Raw genomic sequence first — 20,237 nt, forward strand, 5'->3', positions numbered from 1 at the left:
AAAAGGAGCAAAAATCTTCCTTTTCGCACAATTTTGCAAAGCAATCTTGCTTTAACGGATAAATATAAGTATTTTGATATACACTGAAGCATTAGTATTATTTTTTGCTCTCACACTGCGAGGTCTTACGTTATGTCAGCTTTAAATAAGCGCATTTTTGCAGTTATAATCACACTTTTTGGTTTAATCTATAGCTTTAATAGTTTAGCCCAACCTGTTGATATTACTGTTCATGGCAATAAAGTTGAAGCGGTGATCAACCTCACAGGGAACGTTGAAGCTGATTTTACCCTAACTTTTGAAAACACTGTCGGTCTGACTGCTGATAATGTCGGTATTACCGCTGAATTGGTAGATATTACAGACCTGGCTTTACTCGATCGCTTACCTGATAATTTGAACATAAATCTTTTATCAGCCTTTCCGATGATGATTACTGTAGAGCCACCTTCGTCCGGAGGCTTTTCTTTCTCTGGACTAGCAACCGTGGATATCCATACTCATAACCTTGAATATACAGCTGGTACTCCTTTGAGATTCTTCAAGGCGCCTTTAGGCGGTGAGTTTAAGGATATTACTGCGACTATGGGCTCTGGAAGTTACCGAGCACGTGGTACTACGGGAAAATTCTCACAATTTATAATTGTTGCGGATCTGCGACTGCCTATTGCCGTAGTTAATACGAAATTTACTCGTTTGAGTAATGAACTAACTGCATTTTCAACGCAAATTGACCCTATCGTCTACAACGACCTTAATGCCCAGCTTGCTGATATTCAGCAACTGATTCAACAGCAGGATTATGTTTTAGCAAGTAATAAGGTTGATGAGTTCAGCCGTACGGTTGAACAAAATCGTGGAACTAAGATTCCAGATGTATGGCGTTCAAGTCGTGATGTCGATAATGTTGCTGGTGAGCTAATAGCGCTTGCCAATACCTTACGCTTTAGTTTACGCCTCGTTAACTAGAATAGGTAATGTTGTTATGCCAGCCAGAATAACCGCCTGTTATCCTGAACAGCCAGCGATGGAGAGTTTTTTATTTGATGACTCTCTATATAAGCTAGGTCGTAGCCAAGGTTGTGATGTCGTTCTAAGCCATCCCAGTGTTTCTCGACAACATGCAACTCTCGATCAACATCAGGGTGTGTGGCAGGTGCATGATAGCCTCAGTGCCAACGGCCTAAGAGTCAATGGTAAAAAAGTAACCGATGTCGCACTGAGAGCTAACGATATAATTACTGTCGGTGAAATCGATTGTTTATTTGAGGTGAAAACAGCTGAGCAGATTGAAGCCATCAATGCTCACAATCAGTGGAGAGTTGAGCAATCTCGAAAGTCTTTTAATAAGATTGCCCAGCAATCATTATCCAAAGCTTTGGATGAGCAACTGTTTTCTTTGCTTAATTTAACTGGCACTCAAAGAGGTCTGGTTATGTTAGGAACTAAACCAGAGTCACTTTCGGTCTGTGCTGTAAAGGGTATGTCTGAAGACGACTTTAATAACAAGTCGTTTGAAGGTAGTGTCGGTGCTATGAGAAGGGCGCTTAGCCAAAGCGCTCCGGTTATAGCTATGGATACGCAGCTCGATAAACACTTATCAAGCAGAGAGAGTATCCAACGAAAAAAAATTGCGGCTCTGGCATGTATCCCACTTATAACCGATAACAACCTTATTGGTGTGGTGTACGTTGACAGTCATGAGGCTAACAAAGTTCTTACCGAGTTAGATCTCGAAATTCTCAACCTGATTGCAAAACAGATCAAAATAAATTCAGAAGCTATTGTTTTACAAAATAAAATATCTGCTATATTAGATGATATGCCGGAACAAGTACTTGCGAAAAAACAGATTCTAAAATCGCAAGTACCTCTCGCGGTTCATTAGAAACCATAATTGTATAAGCGGTTGTCATAAGACTAGAGCCTAGCAGTGGCACTAAGCCTAGGGAGAGCAGATAGATGGGTCATAATGACTTAGATCCTAAGACTAAGTCTAATTCTCTAAAAGAGACACAGGTTTTAAGAGAGCTTCATACTTTAAACCCAGGCACTTTGCTAATTGGTCGTTTCGAAATACTCTCAAAGCAGGGTTGCGGCCGTTATGGGTGTGTCTACAAAGCCAAAGACCGACAACTTGATTCTTTTGTCGCTATAAAGGTCTTACATCAGCATTTACTAAATGAACAGGCAATTCAGAGCTTCAAAAATGAAATCCTGATCCTTAGACAGTTATCCCATCAAAATATCGTTCGTGTCCATGAGTATTATCAGGATGAAGAGACTCATTTCATTACCATGGACTGGATTGACGGTAAAAGCCTGACTGATTTGATTAACTCTCAGTCAACAGGATTCCCTGTTAAAAAAGCCCTGGGTTATATGCAGCAGGTTTTAGATGCTCTTCTTGTAACTGAACAAAAAGGTATTAGTCATTGCGATTTAAAGCCTGAAAATATTTTAGTTGATAATGAAGAACGAGTTTATGTTGCTGACTTTGGTGTCGCCTCAGCACTGAGCGATACCGAGGAAGAGAGTATTCACGGAACACCCGTATATGCAAGTCCCGAATATTTAGAGCTTGGCCAGATAAATAAAACTACGGATACTTATTCTGTAGGAGTGATACTTTATGAGTTAATCACGGGTCATACTCCGTTTTCCAGTTCTACTATCAACGATCTTCTACAAGAAAAGAAGCGTGAAACCTTTAATGGGTTACCAAAAAAAGCTGCCGGTTCTGAATTATCGTCATTAGTTTCAAGCTGCCTGGCAGCGGAGCCAAAAAGAAGACCCCAAAGCCTGGCAAGCCTGTCGGAAAGAATTGCGCAATTAGTCAACGAAACGCCAAAGCGCAACAGGATAAGTTATGGCTATCTGAGTTTAGCAGCTATATTTTCTGTAGTTATTATTGGCAGTTTTTATTTATTACAGAAAGAAGATACAAGGCTTTCAGTTTCTGCCGAACAAAAGCAAATGGCTAAGCAGGGCTTAGCTATCTTGCCTTTTAAAACTGAAGCCATGTCAAATCAACTCTGGCTTACTCAGGGCCTACCATCAGTTTTATCTCAAGAGCTTTCTCAAGCTCCTGATCTACGAGTAGTCGGTACAGCCAGAACCAAGCGAACAATGGATCTGCTTGGGTACTCTCGGGATTTAAGCGACCAAAAGTTTGTTACTCTCAGCGAACTATTGCAGACTCCGGTTTTTCTCGATACTTCTATTATTCTCATAGGACCTAATAAGTATCGACTGAAGGCCGAAGTAGTAGAAGTTACTGGTAATAATATTAGTAGAACCCAGCTGCTTGAACTCCAGTCCTCTGAACAGGAGTTTTCTAAGGAACTCAAACAGCTAACGGAATCCCTCAATACCTTTTTCAGTTTGTCCAACATCACCGATCAGTTGTTAATGCCTGAGGGCTTATCGATACAAAAATGGTCTGAGCTTGAGGTGTTGATAAAGGATGGTAAGCTCGCACGCGCCAAGAAACAGCTAGAAAGCTTAATTAATAATTACCCTGAATTTGCCCAGGCTCACTTTCTATTAGGTGAAGTGTTGTTAAAAAGTGGAGAGGAACAAGAGGCTGGTGAGGCATTTAAAAAAGTTAAGGAGCTTACTGCGCCCAATCAACTTATCCACCAAAAATCTACCATAGAGCAATTCCTTATAGCTGGTGATTTAGAGTCCGCTTCAACTGTGTATGAAACGATTCTAGAGCGTTTACCCAAGAGAGATGATATCCGGTTTGAATTAGCCCAGCTATATATTAATTTGGAGCAACTGGATAAAGCTGAGATAGAGCTCAAGCATATTGTCGAGGAAGATCAAAATCATCCAGTCGCATGGTATGAGTTGTCGAAGGTAGCCATTTGGAAAGGACAGACGGAAAAAGCTGTTGATGACTACCTGGTTAAAGCTCTGGTCACAGCAAAAAAATTAAAAAATGAACAGCTCAGGGGCGATGTACTGAATGCTTTTGGTGTCGCTTATCACCGTCTAGGTGAGCTTGATTTGTCTTTGGACTATTACCAACAGGGACTGGAGGTCAGGCAGTCTGTAGGTGATAGCAGAGGTATCGTTACAAGTTTATCTAACTTGGCATCAATTTATGCGGTTAAGGGACAGTATGACAAAGCTGAACAAAATCTATACCAAGCTATTGAAGTTAACAAGCCTCGCAATGACGCTTTAAAACAGGCAGATTTGTTTAACGAACTGGGAGTCATAGCCGAGGAACAAGGCCAGTATAAAAAAGCCCTGGAGCATTTTAGGGCATCCCTAAGCATAAGGATGAAGCTGGATGATGACTGGCTAAAAGCTGAAAGCTTAAATAACGTGGCTTATATTTATTTTTTGCTGTCAGATGAAGAACATGCAACGATTTATTGGGAACAGGCGAAAAATTATTATGAAAAGGTTAAAGACCCTGTTGGTGTCGTTCGTGTGAATGAAAATGTAGGGCAGTTAAGTTTAAGAAAAGGTGACTGGCAATCTGCGTTTCAAATATTTTCTCAGGCCAAAGAAAAGTCTGAGTCATTAAGCTTGTTCGAAGAAAGAGTTGTGGCAGAAGCCTATTTGGCTAAATTAGCGTTACTCAAAGGGAATTTTGAAGCTCCCCTTGAAAAGCTTAAGGAAATCAAGGCTACGCTTAGTGAGAGAGATGATATTAGAGGCCAAATAGAGTTCGGAATCTGGCTAGCCGATTGGAATATTATTTCTGGTAATTATTCTGAGGCAAGTAGGTTGCTTCAGCTGCTTGAGCCGTTGCTAAGCAAAGAGCATAATCGATCTCAGCAGATGATATTTCATGTTTTAAAATCCAAGTTGAAACTCTATCAAGGTGAAAGCGTGAGTCTGGATGAAAGTGATCTTCCAGATGCTGATGGTTTAACCTCGAAAGCTTCATTAAAATTGTTATTATTTAAACTGGAAAAAGCTTTGTTCACGAGTGATGTCAGCAAAGCTGAGTTTAATGATCTAGTGGCTGCAATTGAAAGTTATGATTTAGCACTTCATCAGTTTGCTTTATTAGAGTATCTCCAGCTAAAAGCAATCTACTACATAAAAATAAACGATTATAAAAAACTGGAAGTAAGCGTGAATCAGCTGCGTGAGTTACGCAAATCACTTGGTTCTCACTGGAGCGACTTTATTTCTGAACGCATTATAAGTAACTATTACCAATTAACCTCAGATGATGTTAAAGCACAAGAGTATGGCCAATTGGCTGTATCAAAGTTTAAAGAATTATTAGAAGAGTTGCCCGAAGAGCAGCAAAAAAATCTGATTTCATTGCATGGACGTTACATATTTCCAGACGATTTTATGGAGAAACTGCTATGACAGGTAATGATGATATTACTGAAATGTTGAATGCTCTAAGTATGAAGCAGAGTCAGCTCGCTGAAAGCTTAGTGGCAGGTAACACGCAAATGCGTAGCTTGGCTAAGCGTGTATGGAAAGTACAGGAAGATGAACGTAAACACATCGCCAGAGAGCTACATGATGGTGTCGGGCAGCTATTAACCGCATTGATCAACCAGGTCGAACAGACGCTTAAAGACGAAAAGGATGAACGGTTACAGCAATCCCTAAAAGAAAGTTTAGATCTTGCCAGACAGGCTTTGCATGATACCCGCAAAATCTCTCGTTTGATGCGTCCCAGAATTCTTGATGATCTTGGCCTTGAGGCTGCTTTGAAGTGGCTACGACGGATTATGCAGGAACAGGAAAACTTAAGCATTGAACTGGAAATGACAATGCAGCAAGAGTTGGATGAAGAAACTCAGACCCTGGTTTTCAGAATTGTGCAGGAAGCTTTAACTAATGCAATAAAACATGCAAAGGCCAATAATATTAAAGTTGAAGTTGCATCACAATCTACTATTTTACTGGTAAAGATTATTGATGATGGGATTGGGATGGATAAAGAAAAAGCACTGGGACCAGATGGGTTCGGTCTATCTGCCATGCAGGACAGAGTGGCTGCTTTTGGCGGTCAGTTGATGATTGATTCATCAGTTGGCAAAGGAACTGAAGTAAAAATGTTGTTAATGGGGTAGCGAGAATGATTCGAGTACTTATTGCTGATGATCATACAATTTTGCGACAAGGTTTGGTTAGCATTCTTGAGAAAGATGATGAGTGCGTTGTAGTTGGTGAGGCAGCAAATGGGCTGGAGGCTCTTGAGAAGGCCCAGGAGTTATCCCCACAAATAGCAGTTATAGATATTAGTATGCCCGAACTCAACGGGATGGAGGTTGTAAAAAGAATTCACCAAAAATTGCCTCAATGTAAAGTTCTTGTTCTCACCATGCATGAAGAAGAAGAATACGTCATTCACATGGTCAGAGCGGGTGCTTCAGGCTATTTATTGAAAGATAGTGCCAGTGAGGAACTCATTCAGGCAGTAAAAGCCCTTGCCTCAGGGAAAAGTTATTTCAGCCAATATGCAGCGCAGGTATTAGCAAATCAGTACTCACAGCCAGAAGAGTGGAGCGACCCCTACAAGAATCTAACCAAGCGCGAAAGAGAGGTCTTTCACCTGGTAGTTGACGGGAAAACAACCAAGGAAATAGCCCGGGTTCTGGATATCAGTGTAAAGACGGCTGAGAACCACCGGGGTAAGGTACTGGAAAAGTTAGGGGTGTCTAACTCTGCTGAGTTAGTTAAATATGCCGCTCAGCATAAGTTGCTGCTATAAAAAAGCTGGGGATCGTTTCCAATCTGACTAGGGGTTTTCCCTAATTCAATATAATTGTCCTACATGTCATCCTTTTTGATGAAATTTCCAAATGGGTGGCAAATATGAAAACACAATCCTTTTTTAAATCAAAACCTGTGCAGGGCGCATTGCTTGCGGCTGGCATAGGTCTTTCATCTTTTGGCTTATCGGCAAAGTCCTTAGGTCCTCATCTATCAGAGACTTTACCAAACGCTTTAGACTCAGAGCAGTTTGAGGTAATTATTACCTTTGAAGGCGATGGTCCAGCGAGTGAAGTTCAAATTAATGCTCTAGAAAGCTTAGGCATCAATAGAGGCGTTATGCTGCAAAATGTTCCTATGATAGGAACGGTTGCAACAAAACAACAAATTGAGTCTATTTATGCTCGTGACGATGTTCGTTCAGTTTGGCATAACTCCGAACTTACCTATGATAACAAAGAAGCTACGCAACTTACTGGTGTTGATCGACTGCGTGCTGATCAGTCAATCCGATTGAATGGTGTTCCTGTATCAGGTAAAGGTATTGGCGTCGTGGTTAACGATTCTGGTGTAGATGGCACTCACTCAGATCTGAAGTATCCAAACCACGTTGTGCAAAATGTCTTAGCACAGACAAACCTAAACTCTATCGATACCATGTTACCGATTACTTATCAGGAAGATGTTGCAAATACGGATTTAGCGGGTGGTCATGGTACTCACGTTGCAGGAACTATTGGCGGCAACGGCAGTATGTCGAGTGGTGAGCAGGAAGGTGTTGCACCCGGAGCTGATATCATTGGTTATGGATCTGGCGCAGGCCTTTTTATTTTGGATACCCTTGGTGGATTCGATTACGCGCTAACTCACCAGTTCGAGTACAACATTCGAGTTATTTCTAACTCTTTTGGTAGTACAGGCGATACTGGCACAGACTTTAATCCTGACCACCCGACTAATATCCTGACCAAGAAGCTTAGTGACAATGGCGTAATTGTTGTGTTCTCAGCAGGTAACTCTGGTAGCGGTGAAGCGACAATTACAGGTAACTTCAAAAAGGCTCCATGGGTTGTGACTGTTGCCGCAGGGGATAAAGCTGGAAACTTAGCTGATTTCAGTTCACGTGGTGTGAAAGGCGGTGGCGGTACCGTTGAGGTTGATGGTGAAACTTTTGAGTGGGTAGACCGCCCGACGATTACGGCACCGGGTGTTGATATTGTGTCTGCTAGAGCTTCTCTGGGTAGTACATCATTATTAAGTACAGCAGATGACGCAGAAGTATTACCTGCAGATCAGGTACCCTACTACACATTATCCAGCGGAACATCCATGTCTGCGCCGCATATTTCAGGCATAGTTGCATTGATGTTAGAAGCAAACCCTTCTCTAAACTGGCGTGATGTGAAACGTATCCTGCAAGAAACAGCTACAAATATGCCAGGCCTTGAGCCATGGGAAGCTGGAGCAGGTTATGTTAATGCCTATGCCGCAGTACAGGCTGCATTGGATGAAGCTAAGGACTTTGGTCAGACTACCAAGTTAAATCGTGATTTTAATGCCAGCGCTAACACCTCTGTGGCGGATGAGTTTCAAGTCGATGTGGACTATGCTCCGGCGGGAGACAATCCTGGCCAAACGTTTATCGTTGACGAGAATGTATCTTTAATTATGGCTCGCTCTAACGTTGGTGACAACACTGTTGCTATCGTATTAACGAGTCCATCAGGCAAACGCTATGGCTCAAGTATTTCCTTGCCAGTACTAGGTCAAAATATCGCAGTAACTGCTCCTGGTGAAGCAGGTACCTGGAGTGTTAGCGTCAGTGGTATCGGCGGCGTTTCTGGTGTTGATTTAGATCCTGTTGGAGTCACCAATGGTTATGCAGTACCAGATACCATTCCGGTGGATGTGAAGTTTGTACAGGTAGATGGATTTACTGGTATTGATGATGTTGCAGGTCATCCTGCCCAGTCTTTTATCGAGTACGCAGTTAGTGAACAGCTGGTTGATGCATTAGCCGATGGCTTTGCGCCTGATGCTGTAATTTCTCGTGCTCAATTTGCTGACTTCTTGACCTTAGCAGCTGGCATCCGCCAGTCAAATGATGCCGCAGATTCAAAATTTATCGACGTCAGCAGTAATGTTGCTGCAATTAATGCCGTAACAGATACTGGTTCAGCATTAAAAGATACAGCTCAGCAACAGTCACCAGTGATGACATCAGGCAATAGTACCTTTAATCCTGAAGGCGCAGTAACGAAGCTTTCTGCAGCTTATTCATTGGTACAAGCTCTGGGGTTAGAAGGCGTTGAATCTAGCTATAGCAGTGGTTACCTCACAGCTATTTATGGTGACGAACGGGTGATGGTTGCTGATGCAGGCAATATTCCTGAGGATCTGAAGCACTATGTGCAACATGCATTAGATTTAGGTCTAATCAACGCTCGATTCGAAATAAACCAGGGTCCGTTCGATTTAGAACCAACAATTACTGCCTACTTCGAACCAGGTAAACCTATGACTCGTGCTGGAGCAGCAGTCGCGTTAACACGCTTATTCTCCTCTTACTAGGCTCCAGTGGGAGACTTTATCCAGGGACGGACTTTTTATTACCCCAAAGCCAGCTAAGGACAGCTGGCTTTTTTATTTGTTGTGACTTTCACGTCAGACCAGTGGTGAGTTGCTGGTGATATTTGCTAATATTGCGTATATTCCAATCATCAATTTCAATAGAGCCATACAGAATATGTCAAAAGCCTTACTAGAAAACTGGGATGACATCCTTTTACTGGATGATCAACTAACAGAAGAAGAGAGACTTATCAGGGATACGGCACGCGACTATTGTCAAAATAAGCTGATGCCGCGTGTGATGGAAGCCAATCGTCATGAACACTTCCATCGTGAGATTATGAACGAGTTGGGTGAGCTAGGTTTGTTGGGATCAACCATCGATGGATATGGATGTGCAGGTGCTTCTTATGTAGCCTACGGCCTTGTTGCTCGCGAAGTTGAGCGAGTTGATTCAGGTTATCGTTCAGCCTTGTCAGTTCAATCTAGCCTGGTTATGCACCCAATTAATGCCTATGGTACTGAAGCGCAGAAAGAAAAGTTTATACCTAAGCTCGCTACTGGTGAGTGGGTAGGCTGCTTTGGTCTTACAGAACCAGACTCTGGATCGGACCCAGCCAGTATGAAAACGCGGGCGAAAAAAGTAGAGGGTGGTTATTCTCTAAGTGGTTCAAAAATGTGGATCACCAACTCGCCAATTGCCGATGTATTTATTGTCTGGGCAAAAGATGATGAAGGTGATATTCGTGGCTTTATTCTTGAAAAGGGGATGGAAGGTTTATCGGCACCCAAAATTGAGGGTAAATTCTCGCTAAGAGCCTCTATTACGGGTGAAATCGTAATGGATAACGTTTTTGTTCCTGAAGAGAATAAGTTTCCTGAAATCAAAGGCCTGAAAGGTCCTTTCGGCTGCTTGAATGTTGCTCGTTACGGTATTTCATGGGGTGCTCTTGGTGCTGCTGAATTCTGTTGGCATGCCGCTCGTCAGTATGGTCTTGATAGAAAACAATTTGCCAAACCATTGGCCTCTACTCAGTTATTCCAGAAAAAGCTGGCTGATATGCAGACTGAAATTGCTCTTGGACTTCAGGGAGCACTGAGAGTGGGGCGTTTGATAGATGAGAAGCGCTTTAAGCCTGAAATGATCTCATTAGTTAAACGTAACTCTTGTGGCAAAGCACTGGATATTGCCCGTATGGCAAGAGATATGCATGGTGGTAACGGTATCAGCGATGAGTACCATGTTATTCGACATGTGATGAACCTTGAGGCTGTAAATACTTATGAAGGCACCCATGATATCCATGCGTTAATTCTGGGCCGGGCCCAGACGGGTATACAGGCTTTTATGTAGGGTTTAAGCTGTTTAAATTTTATACGGAAAGGGCCTTTGCTGGCCCTTTTTTACTGTTAGAGCAAGCATAATCACACTTTTTAACATACTAAGGCTTGTATTTTACTTAAATTTACGCAACCTTAGAGGTAGTAAGCAGTCTATTTACAAGACGGATTTAGAGACGACAAAGGTTAATCAATGATAAGTAAGAAGTGGTTTTTAGCTTTATTGGCGCTGATAGTATCATTCGGTGCAGTGGCTGATAATGCAAATAATAATAGCCAGAAGAAAGTACAGGCAGAAGTTCATGAAGAGGCCTATTCTCTGCCAGCCCCAGCCAGTTTGGGTATGGAGCCTGAAACTAAATTCAGAGAGACAGGGCGTCTGGTAGCGTTCTTACTTCTACAAAGTCACTATTCACACCCTCAGTTTAATGACGAGCTGTCTAAGGAAACTTTTAGACAGTACATCAAAGCGTTCGATCCGAATAGAAGCTATTTCTATGCGGCTGATATCGACCTATTGCGTGGATATGAAGACAAATTCGATGACGCACTTAGAACGGGTAAGATTGAAGTGGCCTATGAGTTTTTTGAACTTTTTGAGCAACGCTATCGTGAGCGCTATCAATTTGCTTTAAAACAACTTGATAAGCCTTTGAACTTTGATTTGAACGAAGAGTATGCTTATGACAGAACGGAAGCTGAGTGGGCAAAAGATAAAAAAGAGTTAAATGAAATTTGGCGTAAGCGAGTTAAAAATGATGCGCTAAACTTAAAACTTGCAGATCAATCGAATGAAGAGATTAAAGATAAACTAAAAACACGTTATCGCTCTGCCATTCGTCGTTTGTCTCAGACAAACAGCGAAGATGTTTTCGGTTACTTCATGAATGCTGTCAGTTCTGCGGTTGATCCCCATACATCTTATTACACACCTCGTCGTTTCGAGAACTTTGCTATCAATATGAGTCTCAAACTCCAGGGTATTGGCGCGGTGTTAACTCAGGAAGACCAATTTACCAAAATTGTGTCAGTGGTTAATAAGGGCCCAGCTCAGAAATCAGGTCAGATTCATAAAAATGACAAGATTATCGGCGTAGCTCAAGGTGATAAAGGCGACATGATCGACGTTATCGGCTGGAGGAATGATGATGTAGTTGATCTGATTCGAGGAGAAGCGGGTACAGTTGTTCGCTTACAAATTATTCCTTACACAGAAGCCGGTGATGGAATGCCTAAGGTTGTTCGTATTGTTCGCGAAGAAATTAAACTTGAGGATCAGGCTGCACATTCCAGTACCATGCAAATAGAACAGGATGGTCAGGACTATAACTTAGGTGTTATAGAGTTGCCGTCTTTTTATTCTGAAGCTGCTGCCCGTAGTAAAGATGCAGGTGGCGACATTACGAGCACCACGAAAGACGTAGCTCGATTAATCAAAGAATTAAAGAAAGAATCAATAGATGGGCTGATAATTGACCTAAGGAACAATGGTGGCGGTTCGTTAAACGAGGTCGTTGATCTCGTTGGGCTGTTTATTGATCATGGTCCGGTTGTTCAGGGACAGGATAGTGGTGGAAAGTTACGTATTCTCAAGGATCAGGATAAGGGAACTTTATATGATGGCCCTCTAGCCGTTATGGTCAATGGTTCAAGTGCCTCAGCATCTGAAATTTTTGCTGGTGCCATTCAAGATTATGGCCGTGGTATTGTCATTGGTGAAAATACTTTCGGTAAGGGTACCGTACAAAGTGTTGCTGATCTGGATAGATATTTACGTAATCCAGAGATCAATGTTGGCGCCTTAAAGTTAACGGTTGAGAAATTTTATCGTGTCACTGGAGAAAGTACACAAAATAAAGGTGTAGCACCAGATATCACATTCCCAACGATTTATGATCATGAAAAGTACGGTGAGAGCTCGTACGATAATGCATTAAGTTGGGATACTATCGATACTGCTGATTTTAATCCAGTGGCTAACCTGGACACTTATTTGCCTTATTTAAAATACCGTCATGAACAGCGCAAGGAAAAGAACGAAGAGTTTGCTTTCTTTGTGGATGATGTTGAAAGGGCGAAACTAGAGCGTGATAACAAAATCGTTTCATTGAATTATGAGAAGCGACTGGCTAAAAGAAAGCAAAATGATGAGCTTCGTCTAAAAAGAGAAAATATCAAGCGTAAAATGCAGGGGCTTGAGCCTTTAGCGCAGCTTGATAAAGATAAGGACGAAGAAACCGAAGAGGAAGAAAATAAAGCGGATGAGCCAGACGTTTTATTGAAAGAAGCTGGCAAAATACTGTCGGATTTAATCACTATCAAACAAAAACCTGAGCTCATTGCTCGCTTTGAGGAAAACCTGGGTAGCAAAGAGCTTTAGTACTTCGTTTTGGATAAAAATTAAAGCCTTAACTAGCTGTTAGTTAAGGCTTTTTTATTGTCTATATTATGACTTTGTCCTATGATGGAGGTGCTTTTTACGAGGATGATACATGCAGGAACTACTTTCAAAACCCATTTTCTCAATAGGTGAGAACTTTGATGTCACCTTGTCGCAGCTACTGTTGGCTATTTTATTTGTCATCATTGCGGCTTTATTAAGTCACTACGTAGCAAAGCTGATTACGAAAAAAGTTTTAGCTAAATTCAAGCTTGCTGAGGACAACCTGGTTATCTTCAAGAGGCTTATTTTCTTTGTATTCCTGGGAATTATCACTGTTACCACACTGTCATTTTTTAATATTCCTCTAACTGCCTTCGCTTTCATATCCGGTGCAGTTGCCATTGGCGCCGGCTTTGGAGCAAAGACTGTCATGGATAACTTTATCAGTGGCTGGATCTTAATGTCTGAGCGTCCATTACGGATTAATGACATAATTGAGTTTGAAGATCATTTAGGAAGAGTTATTGAAGTCGGGAATCGTTCGACCATGATTCGGCGTATTGATGGCGCTCATATGGTTGTTCCAAACAGTAGTCTGCTACAGGCAAACTTGATTAACTGGACGCTGGTAGATCCTAATATCAGAACATCAGTAAGGGTTGGTGTCGAATACGGAAGTGACGTTAGTAAAGTTAAAGAAATCCTCGAAAAAGTGATGAAGGAACATGAAAGCGTTATTGATGATCCCGAGCCTATGGTTATTTTCGAAGATTTTGCAGACAGCTCTTTACTTTTTGAGCTGTGGTTTTGGGCAAAAGTCGGTGCTGTCAGGGAACTACGAACAATACGAAGCGATATTCGATTTAAAATAAATAAAGAGTTTCAAGAAGCTGGTATTGTTATCGCTTTTCCTCAGAGAGATTTGCACTTTAAATTTGCTGAAGGTAAAGGCTTTCCCGTCACCTTGAGTCATCCCGGTGATTCAAGCAATAAGGATGGTGATTAGTTATGAGTGTGTCCTCATATATTGTCAGTAATAAAGGTGCGCTTATAGAGAGTGAAGGAACTGAGGCAAAAGCTTACACCCTCTATCATATGAACTACTCAGTACAAACTGATCGCGAATGGCTGGAGGAGCGAGAGGGCATTAATAACTTGTTCAAAGAACAGTTACTAAAGACTGAAACACGGCCGACCTTTTATCAAGATGATCATTCTGTACTGGTATGCTTGCGTGGCGTTAATTTGAATCCCGGAGCGGATCCAGAAGATATGATTTCTATCCGGGTTTGGATTAGTGAGGATACAGTAATCATCAGCACCAACCGTCACAGCTTGTCGCTTGAAGATATCATTCGTAATTTATCCAACCGTCTGGGTCCGAAGACTCCCGGCGAGTTTTTAGCCGCTTTAATTGAACGCCTGGCTATCCGTATTGAGGAGTTTTTCGAGAAGTTTGAATCAGAGCTGGACAGCCAGGAAGACAATATTGAGCTGGTTGATGGGCAAACAGCAGGTGCTGAGCTGGGTAACTTTAGACGTCAGGCCGCTACCGTTAAGCGTTATCTGACTCCTCAGAAGGAGGCTTTAGATAAATTGCAGCGTATTGACAGTTCACTATTTACTGCTGAGGTTTTGCAGGATATGAAGGATGATAGAGATAAGATTGCTCGTTTGCTGGAAGACTTGGAGCTATCACGAGAGCGTTCTATGGCTTTACAGGAACAGTTACTGGCAAGAATAGGGTATGAACAGAATAATCGTTTATACGTGCTGGCTATCATTTCAGCTATCTTTTTACCGCTGACTTTTCTTTCTGGAATGCTTGGAATGAATGTTGCGGGATTACCCGGCACGAAAAGTACTAGCGCATTCTGGATAGTAAGCGGTGTGTGCCTTCTAATTGCGATTGGTCTACTTATCTGGTTCAAGCATAAGAAGTGGTATTAGTCTTACAGTCTACACATGATGGATCTTTCGGGACATTAAAGGATTTAAACTGTGTACTGATACTGTCATAAGCCAATAAAAAACTTTCTTTAGAAGCCGTCAGCCCAGAGATGATTTTAAGTGCCTCTGTGGCCTGTAAGCAGCCCATAGTGCCAACAACTGGTGATAATATTCCCTGTTCTTCACAATTACCCTCAGGCAGGTTCATAGCACTGTATAAACAATGATAACAGGCGCTTTTGCTACTAAGATTAAAGATAGCTAATTGGCCTTTAAATCCAACGGCAGTTGCAGAAACCAGTGGTATTTGCCCTATGACAGAGGCTCTGTTGATAGCAAAGCGAGTATCAAAATTATCAGAGCAATCAAGAATTACGTCGAAACTAAACTCACCGGTCAGCTCACTTAGTTGTTCCTGTGTTGCCTTTTTATTAATAACATTAACATTAATGTCGGGATTTATGCCTTGAAGAGTTTCCTTAGCTGACTCTACCTTTTGCCTTCCTATACCCGAAACCTGATGAATAATCTGGCGCTGTAAATTTGAGCGCTCAACAACATCATGATCAATGATGGTCAGGTTCCCAACACCTGCAGCTGCTAAGTACATTGCAGCAGATGAACCAAGACCACCCATACCGATTATGGCTATATGGCTAGACTTAATCTTTTCCTGTCCCTCAACATCAATTTCAGGAAGAATGATTTGGCGACTGTATTGAATGAGTTCTTTTTGGCTAAGCATAGAGTGCTCGAAATATGAGTTATTGAAATTATCTCACAAGCTATGCGCTTCACCAAGCTCTCTCAGTGCTGCTCCTAATTGCACTTACGCTAGCTGCCTGATAATCTTATGACCTTTATCCAGACCCAGATATTATTATGCCAACGTTAGGAACACCTCTTTCAAAAACAGCGAAAAAAGTCATGCTTCTCGGTTCAGGGGAGCTCGGTAAGGAAGTTGCTATAGAACTGCAGCGATTTGGAGTTGAAGTTATAGCGGTAGATCGATATGACAATGCGCCAGCAATGCAGGTTGCTCATCGCAGCCACACAATTAATATGCTTGATGCTGTTAGCTTAAGGAAACTTGTAGAGGAGGAGCAGCCAGATTTAATTGTTCCCGAAATCGAAGCGATAGCAACGCCTACACTGCTTCAGCTTGAGCAAGAAGGCTTCACGGTTATTCCTACTGCACGCGCAACGAACCTAACCATGGACAGAGAAGGGATTAGACGTCTTGCTGCTGAAACTCTGGGACTTAAAACGTCACCTTATCAATTTGCCGACACCTACGAAGAGTATAAAAACGCCGTAGAAAAAGTCGGGATTCCCTGCGTTATAAAGCCCGTAATGAGTAGTTCTGGCAAAGGCCAGTCAACAGTGAAGTCCGAAGCTGATATTGATAAAGCTTGGCAATACTCACAGGAAGGTGGACGCTCGGGAGAAGGGCGTGTCATCGTAGAAGGCTTTGTTGACTTCGACTATGAGATTACTTTGCTTACGGTGCGTGCCGTTAACGGGACTTTTTTCTGCCAGCCAATTGGCCATATCCAAGAAGATGGGGACTATCGTGAGTCATGGCAACCACAGCCAATGTCAGACAAAGCTTTGGAAGAAGCTCAGCATATGGCAAAAGCGATTACTGATGACCTGGGCGGTTATGGTATTTTCGGAGTCGAAATTTTCATCCAGGGGGATACGGCAATATTTAGTGAGGTTTCTCCACGTCCCCATGATACTGGATTAGTGACATTAGTTTCACAGGACTTATCTGAGTTTGCGCTTCATGCCAGAGCAATTCTGGGTTTGCCTGTACCTGTTATTCGCCAGAACGGCCCGTCGGCTTCAGCGGTAGTATTAGTTGAAGGTGAGTCCAACCATGTGACTTTTAGCAACATTGAAAAAGCACTGTCAGAGCCAGATACACACCTTCGACTTTTTGGTAAGCCTGAAGTAAAAGGGCGCAGACGAATGGGTGTTGCCTTAGCAAATGCAACAAGTATTGATAAGGCAAGGGATAAGGCCAGACTAACAGCAGGCATGGTAAAAGTTACCCTATAGTCTATGATTCTCAGGCAGTATTACACTGCCTGAGCCTTTCTTATCATTGCTGTATTAAACTCATTATTAATGTTGTTTGTAATTAGTTCTTCCAGATATTTACAGTATTTTGTTACATAGTCAGTACCATCGTTATCACTAACGAGCCATGGATTCATAATGGTATGGCGCAATAACATAATTCTGTCACTATCCGTAGAACTATCTTTCACTTTCTTTACATAATAGTCCGCATTAATTCCAAGCATCTGGCAAAGCTCTTTCGCATGATGGTCGCTGACATTTTTACGCAACAGGTGAGTACTGGAGCCGATAAACTCCTGATTACGGGGAGAAGAATCTCGACTGATTTTCAGTTTGTTGTAAACCTGTTTGGTAAACGTATTAAGATTTGCCAAAGATTGGTTCCCCAGAGGGTTTATTGCTATACAGATCAGGTTTGTATCAGGCGTGTAGGGTAGGCAAAGTGTTGCTCTATCTTTAAGACGTTCTTTTAACTCCAGTAGCTTATCGTAAAAGTATTCGGCTGTTTTTATGCTTTGGCGAATTACCCGGCCAAAGTTATTCTGATTTAGAGGCAATACCTGATGGGTGACATAAGCAGCTGCAGCCATTGAACCCGGCTTCGATCCCTCCAGGATATACTGGCCTAACTTTTCAAATTGCTGGCTAGCGGGGTGGCTTGTCACATCATTATCCTCAAATACATAGGGGGCTTCCTGAGTAAGTAACTGAGAGATTTCTTGATTGCGACTAATAAAACCACCGGCACCAAAGGGGAGATACCCTAGCTTGTGTGGATCGATGGTGACAGAATCTACTTCCTTGATACTGATAATTGATTGATAAACCTCTTCTGAAGGGAAGTAGCTAAACTTTTCTTTAATGCTCTCATGACTAACTTCTGTACCATCTTCCTGCCTGAACATTGAAGCTAGATAACCTCCCCAGGCAGCATCAATATGGGTATAAAACTCTAATCCCTCAGCACGATATTCATTGCGCAATCGGATAATTTCATGTGTTGGGTCTATGGTACCAAATTCTGTTGTGCCGAGAACTCCAACGCAGGATAGAATAGGTATGTTTTTGCTTAAAGCGCTATCCAGCACCGTCTTAAGCGCATTGATATCCAGACGCATATTTGAATGCACGGGGATTTTAATCAGTTGATCTGAGCCAAAACCCATGACTCTCATGGCTTTTTGCCAGCTATAGTGTGCAGAGCTTGGAACTAGGACTAATGGCTGTTTTAAACCTATGTGTCGAGTTAGGAAGTACGCTGAACCCAGGGTTTCAATTCTTTCCTGCTCAACATATTCAAGGAAGCTGGGTAATAACTGATCATCAACGGCTTTAATGGAGTCTTCAGTCTCAGCTTTTAGTTCCAGCACCTTGTCGATAGAAAGGTTCGTTAACTTCCATACTGAGGCTTCAGTCAGTTTGCTTTGTAATACTTTGCTTTCAGGTAATTCAATCGCTAATTTTTTAGCCGCCTCAGCCAGGGCGATAGGGTAATACTTAGCAGCCCTAAAGTTCCAGAGACTTTCATAGTTAGCGACGGTACCACCAGATGTGAGGTGACCCCAGGCACAGGGAACGCTAGCTTCGTCTGTATTGAAACCAAACATTTGGGCGAACTGCTTTCCAACTTTAAGTTCCAGATCTACAGTGACAGTAGCCGCCTCAAAAGAAACGTTGTTTGGATTGTATAAGGTAGTCACCATTTGTGCTATTAGACCGGGCATCATTAAGTCTGAGCACATATGACCAATATACCGAGGGCTAAAAAAGGGTACAGATTGTTTTAACGATGCGGTGAGCTTATGCAGCTCTGCTCGCATTTTTGCGACGGCTTCCTGATACTCTGGTTCCTGAGAGGCGAATGTTGATATCGACGGTAGATCCTCAGGATGAATATTACGACGCCAGTAGATATGATCACGCAATAATTCCATTAAGACCTTTTCGAAAATATCATTATTTTCGCCGTAAGGTCCTAAGAAGTATGGTGCTAAAAATTCCAAGTTCATAACTATTTTTCCGTTACTGTTTTAAACATGATATTCCCTGCGTGGTTATTTTTATTGATCACCGTCAACCAACAAGTAAGTAGTTAATGATTAACCAATATGTTTAGTCTGTGACCTAGCCTACCTTGTCCAGGTATCTTGGAACAAAAATGGCCCCATAATCCTCTGCGATTTCTTTGCATTCATTTATATCCACACCGTCAAGTCCCTCTATGGCTGTTACTCGTACTTCATTGAAATAGTTAACAGCCCTCCTTATAAACTGATGAACTCCGTAATAAGCACTTTTTAATTGTGGTTTACAATGTTTTCCATACAGCTCAGCGTTTTGTGCGTTCAGTGATATGGAGACTGAGTCGATAACTTCCGCCAACTCAGGAACGATATCTCTCTTATGGACCAGATTTCCCAGACCATCCGTATTCAGTCTTGTTTTAATACCAAACTTTTTGCAATATCGTGCGATTTCGACCAGTACCTTCAACCTGAGGGTTGGCTCTCCGTAACCACAAAAGACAACCTCCTTATATCCAAGCAGGTCAGGCAGGCTTTCAATGACTTCATTTGCGCTAGGTTGCTTACCTAATGATAAATCGTATTGGTGTACCTGGTTGCACCCTTGAGTTTTAGGACAAAATTGGCATCGTAGGGTGCAGCGATTGCATACATTCATATACAAGCTATTTCTTATTTCATACCAATAGACGTCTACATTACTCAAGAGTCACCTCCGAACTTCACGGCAATTTGTCTAATCGTAACTAATAAATCATTTACAACTCGGCAAGAGGGCTTTTTGTTATATGATTTTTTATGGCCATATTGTGTTAATACAATATGCTCATCTGGAACAACTCCATGTTGTGATAGACACGCATTAGCACAGGCTAAGTGGCAACCATCAATTACAATAATTGGGCGCCTTGAACGAGCTTTTTTAACTAAAGAGCGTACATTACCTCCCACACCTGCAATACAGGACATTTCAGCCACACCTTCTTGATTTAATGTGACTGCAACTTCATTTGCAGTTTGTGCCAAATTTGAACAGCCTGAGCATGAGTAGATTAATGGCATCTTGTTCAATCTCATAACCCTCCATAAATGATAGTTTTCATTTATTACATTGTTTGGCTACTTTAACGCTTGATAGGACAGATTCTAATTGACCTATATCAATTTAAACT

Annotated in this window: 15 protein-coding genes; 11 read left to right on the top strand and 4 right to left on the bottom strand. The window is 42.0% G+C overall.

The genetic code is table 11. From position 1 onward, the window contains the following. Positions 1-132: 132 nt before the first annotated feature. From KS2013_RS05555 to KS2013_RS05600, 10 genes are all read left to right on the top strand, one after another. Positions 133-969, top strand: coding sequence for a DUF6689 family protein (locus tag KS2013_RS05555; protein ID WP_068990902.1), 837 nt, complete (start codon positions 133-135; stop codon positions 967-969). A 16-nt stretch (positions 970-985) separates the two neighbouring features. After that, positions 986-1,888 (top strand): FHA domain-containing protein, encoded by a 903-nt coding sequence (locus KS2013_RS05560; RefSeq protein ID WP_068990905.1) that lies wholly within the window; start codon positions 986-988, stop codon positions 1,886-1,888. Positions 1,889-1,962: 74 nt separating this feature from the next. Continuing rightward, on the top strand, positions 1,963-5,346 hold the full coding sequence (locus KS2013_RS05565) for a serine/threonine-protein kinase (protein WP_068990908.1): 3,384 nt from the start codon (positions 1,963-1,965) through the stop codon (positions 5,344-5,346). After that, entirely contained in the window at positions 5,343-6,065 is a 723-nt protein-coding gene (locus KS2013_RS05570) for a sensor histidine kinase (protein WP_068990911.1), read from the top strand. The genes KS2013_RS05565 and KS2013_RS05570 overlap by 4 nt, the downstream gene beginning before the upstream one ends. A gap of 5 nt (positions 6,066-6,070) precedes the next feature. Further along, the gene (locus KS2013_RS05575) at positions 6,071-6,706 is read left to right on the top strand and encodes a response regulator transcription factor (RefSeq protein ID WP_068990914.1); all 636 of its coding nucleotides are present in this window, start codon (positions 6,071-6,073) and stop codon (positions 6,704-6,706) included. Between the two features lie 104 nt (positions 6,707-6,810). Next, positions 6,811-9,279, top strand: coding sequence for a S8 family serine peptidase (locus KS2013_RS05580; protein ID WP_068990922.1), 2,469 nt, complete (start codon positions 6,811-6,813; stop codon positions 9,277-9,279). 175 nt (positions 9,280-9,454) lie between these two features. Beyond that, positions 9,455-10,633 carry an acyl-CoA dehydrogenase gene (locus tag KS2013_RS05585; RefSeq protein WP_068994423.1) on the top strand — a complete coding sequence of 393 codons (1,179 nt, stop codon included), beginning with the start codon at positions 9,455-9,457 and terminating at the stop codon, positions 10,631-10,633. 180 nt (positions 10,634-10,813) lie between these two features. After that, a complete protein-coding gene (locus KS2013_RS05590) occupies positions 10,814-13,000 on the top strand; it encodes a carboxy terminal-processing peptidase (RefSeq protein ID WP_068990925.1) in 2,187 nt (728 codons plus the stop codon). A 112-nt stretch (positions 13,001-13,112) separates the two neighbouring features. Next, positions 13,113-14,009: a mechanosensitive ion channel family protein gene (locus tag KS2013_RS05595; protein ID WP_068990927.1), complete on the top strand. Its 897-nt coding sequence runs from the start codon at positions 13,113-13,115 to the stop codon at positions 14,007-14,009. A gap of 2 nt (positions 14,010-14,011) precedes the next feature. After that, a complete protein-coding gene (locus tag KS2013_RS05600) occupies positions 14,012-14,953 on the top strand; it encodes a CorA family divalent cation transporter (protein WP_068990931.1) in 942 nt (313 codons plus the stop codon). Here KS2013_RS05600 and KS2013_RS05605 read toward each other — a convergent pair. After that, complete coding sequence (locus KS2013_RS05605) at positions 14,931-15,698, bottom strand: HesA/MoeB/ThiF family protein (RefSeq protein ID WP_068990934.1); 768 nt, start codon at positions 15,696-15,698, stop codon at positions 14,931-14,933. The two genes, KS2013_RS05600 and KS2013_RS05605, sit on opposite strands and share 23 nt — an antisense overlap. 137 nt (positions 15,699-15,835) lie before the next feature. On the opposite strand from KS2013_RS05605, the gene purT reads away from it, so the two are divergent. After that, a complete protein-coding gene (gene purT, locus KS2013_RS05610) occupies positions 15,836-17,017 on the top strand; it encodes a formate-dependent phosphoribosylglycinamide formyltransferase (protein WP_068990937.1) in 1,182 nt (393 codons plus the stop codon). A 20-nt stretch (positions 17,018-17,037) separates the two neighbouring features. Here purT and KS2013_RS05615 read toward each other — a convergent pair whose 3' ends face one another. The 3 genes from KS2013_RS05615 to KS2013_RS05625 form a co-directional block, all read right to left on the bottom strand. Beyond that, positions 17,038-19,050, bottom strand: coding sequence for a pyridoxal phosphate-dependent decarboxylase family protein (locus KS2013_RS05615; RefSeq protein ID WP_068990940.1), 2,013 nt, complete (start codon positions 19,048-19,050; stop codon positions 17,038-17,040). Between the two features lie 115 nt (positions 19,051-19,165). Next, complete coding sequence (locus tag KS2013_RS05620) at positions 19,166-19,771, bottom strand: TatD family nuclease-associated radical SAM protein (RefSeq protein WP_071890134.1); 606 nt, start codon at positions 19,769-19,771, stop codon at positions 19,166-19,168. After that, positions 19,768-20,142, bottom strand: a complete 375-nt coding sequence (locus KS2013_RS05625; RefSeq protein WP_068990944.1) for a putative zinc-binding protein — start codon at positions 20,140-20,142, stop codon at positions 19,768-19,770. Before KS2013_RS05625 ends, KS2013_RS05620 begins: the two co-directional genes overlap by 4 nt. Between the last annotated feature and the right edge of the window lie 95 nt (positions 20,143-20,237).

It is taken from the genome of Kangiella sediminilitoris, assembly GCF_001708405.1.
In the GTDB taxonomy this organism is placed as follows: domain Bacteria; phylum Pseudomonadota; class Gammaproteobacteria; order Enterobacterales; family Kangiellaceae; genus Kangiella; species Kangiella sediminilitoris.

Coding starts and splice junctions, on each gene's coding strand:
- KS2013_RS05555 (WP_068990902.1), top strand. CDS start 133: ATGTCAGCTTTAAATAAGCGCATTTTTGCAGTTATAATCACACTTTTT.
- KS2013_RS05560 (WP_068990905.1), top strand. CDS start 986: ATGCCAGCCAGAATAACCGCCTGTTATCCTGAACAGCCAGCGATGGAG.
- KS2013_RS05565 (WP_068990908.1), top strand. CDS start 1,963: ATGGGTCATAATGACTTAGATCCTAAGACTAAGTCTAATTCTCTAAAA.
- KS2013_RS05570 (WP_068990911.1), top strand. CDS start 5,343: ATGACAGGTAATGATGATATTACTGAAATGTTGAATGCTCTAAGTATG.
- KS2013_RS05575 (WP_068990914.1), top strand. CDS start 6,071: ATGATTCGAGTACTTATTGCTGATGATCATACAATTTTGCGACAAGGT.
- KS2013_RS05580 (WP_068990922.1), top strand. CDS start 6,811: ATGAAAACACAATCCTTTTTTAAATCAAAACCTGTGCAGGGCGCATTG.
- KS2013_RS05585 (WP_068994423.1), top strand. CDS start 9,455: ATGTCAAAAGCCTTACTAGAAAACTGGGATGACATCCTTTTACTGGAT.
- KS2013_RS05590 (WP_068990925.1), top strand. CDS start 10,814: ATGATAAGTAAGAAGTGGTTTTTAGCTTTATTGGCGCTGATAGTATCA.
- KS2013_RS05595 (WP_068990927.1), top strand. CDS start 13,113: ATGCAGGAACTACTTTCAAAACCCATTTTCTCAATAGGTGAGAACTTT.
- KS2013_RS05600 (WP_068990931.1), top strand. CDS start 14,012: ATGAGTGTGTCCTCATATATTGTCAGTAATAAAGGTGCGCTTATAGAG.
- KS2013_RS05605 (WP_068990934.1), bottom strand. CDS start 15,698: ATGCTTAGCCAAAAAGAACTCATTCAATACAGTCGCCAAATCATTCTT.
- purT (WP_068990937.1), top strand. CDS start 15,836: ATGCCAACGTTAGGAACACCTCTTTCAAAAACAGCGAAAAAAGTCATG.
- KS2013_RS05615 (WP_068990940.1), bottom strand. CDS start 19,050: ATGAACTTGGAATTTTTAGCACCATACTTCTTAGGACCTTACGGCGAA.
- KS2013_RS05625 (WP_068990944.1), bottom strand. CDS start 20,142: ATGAGATTGAACAAGATGCCATTAATCTACTCATGCTCAGGCTGTTCA.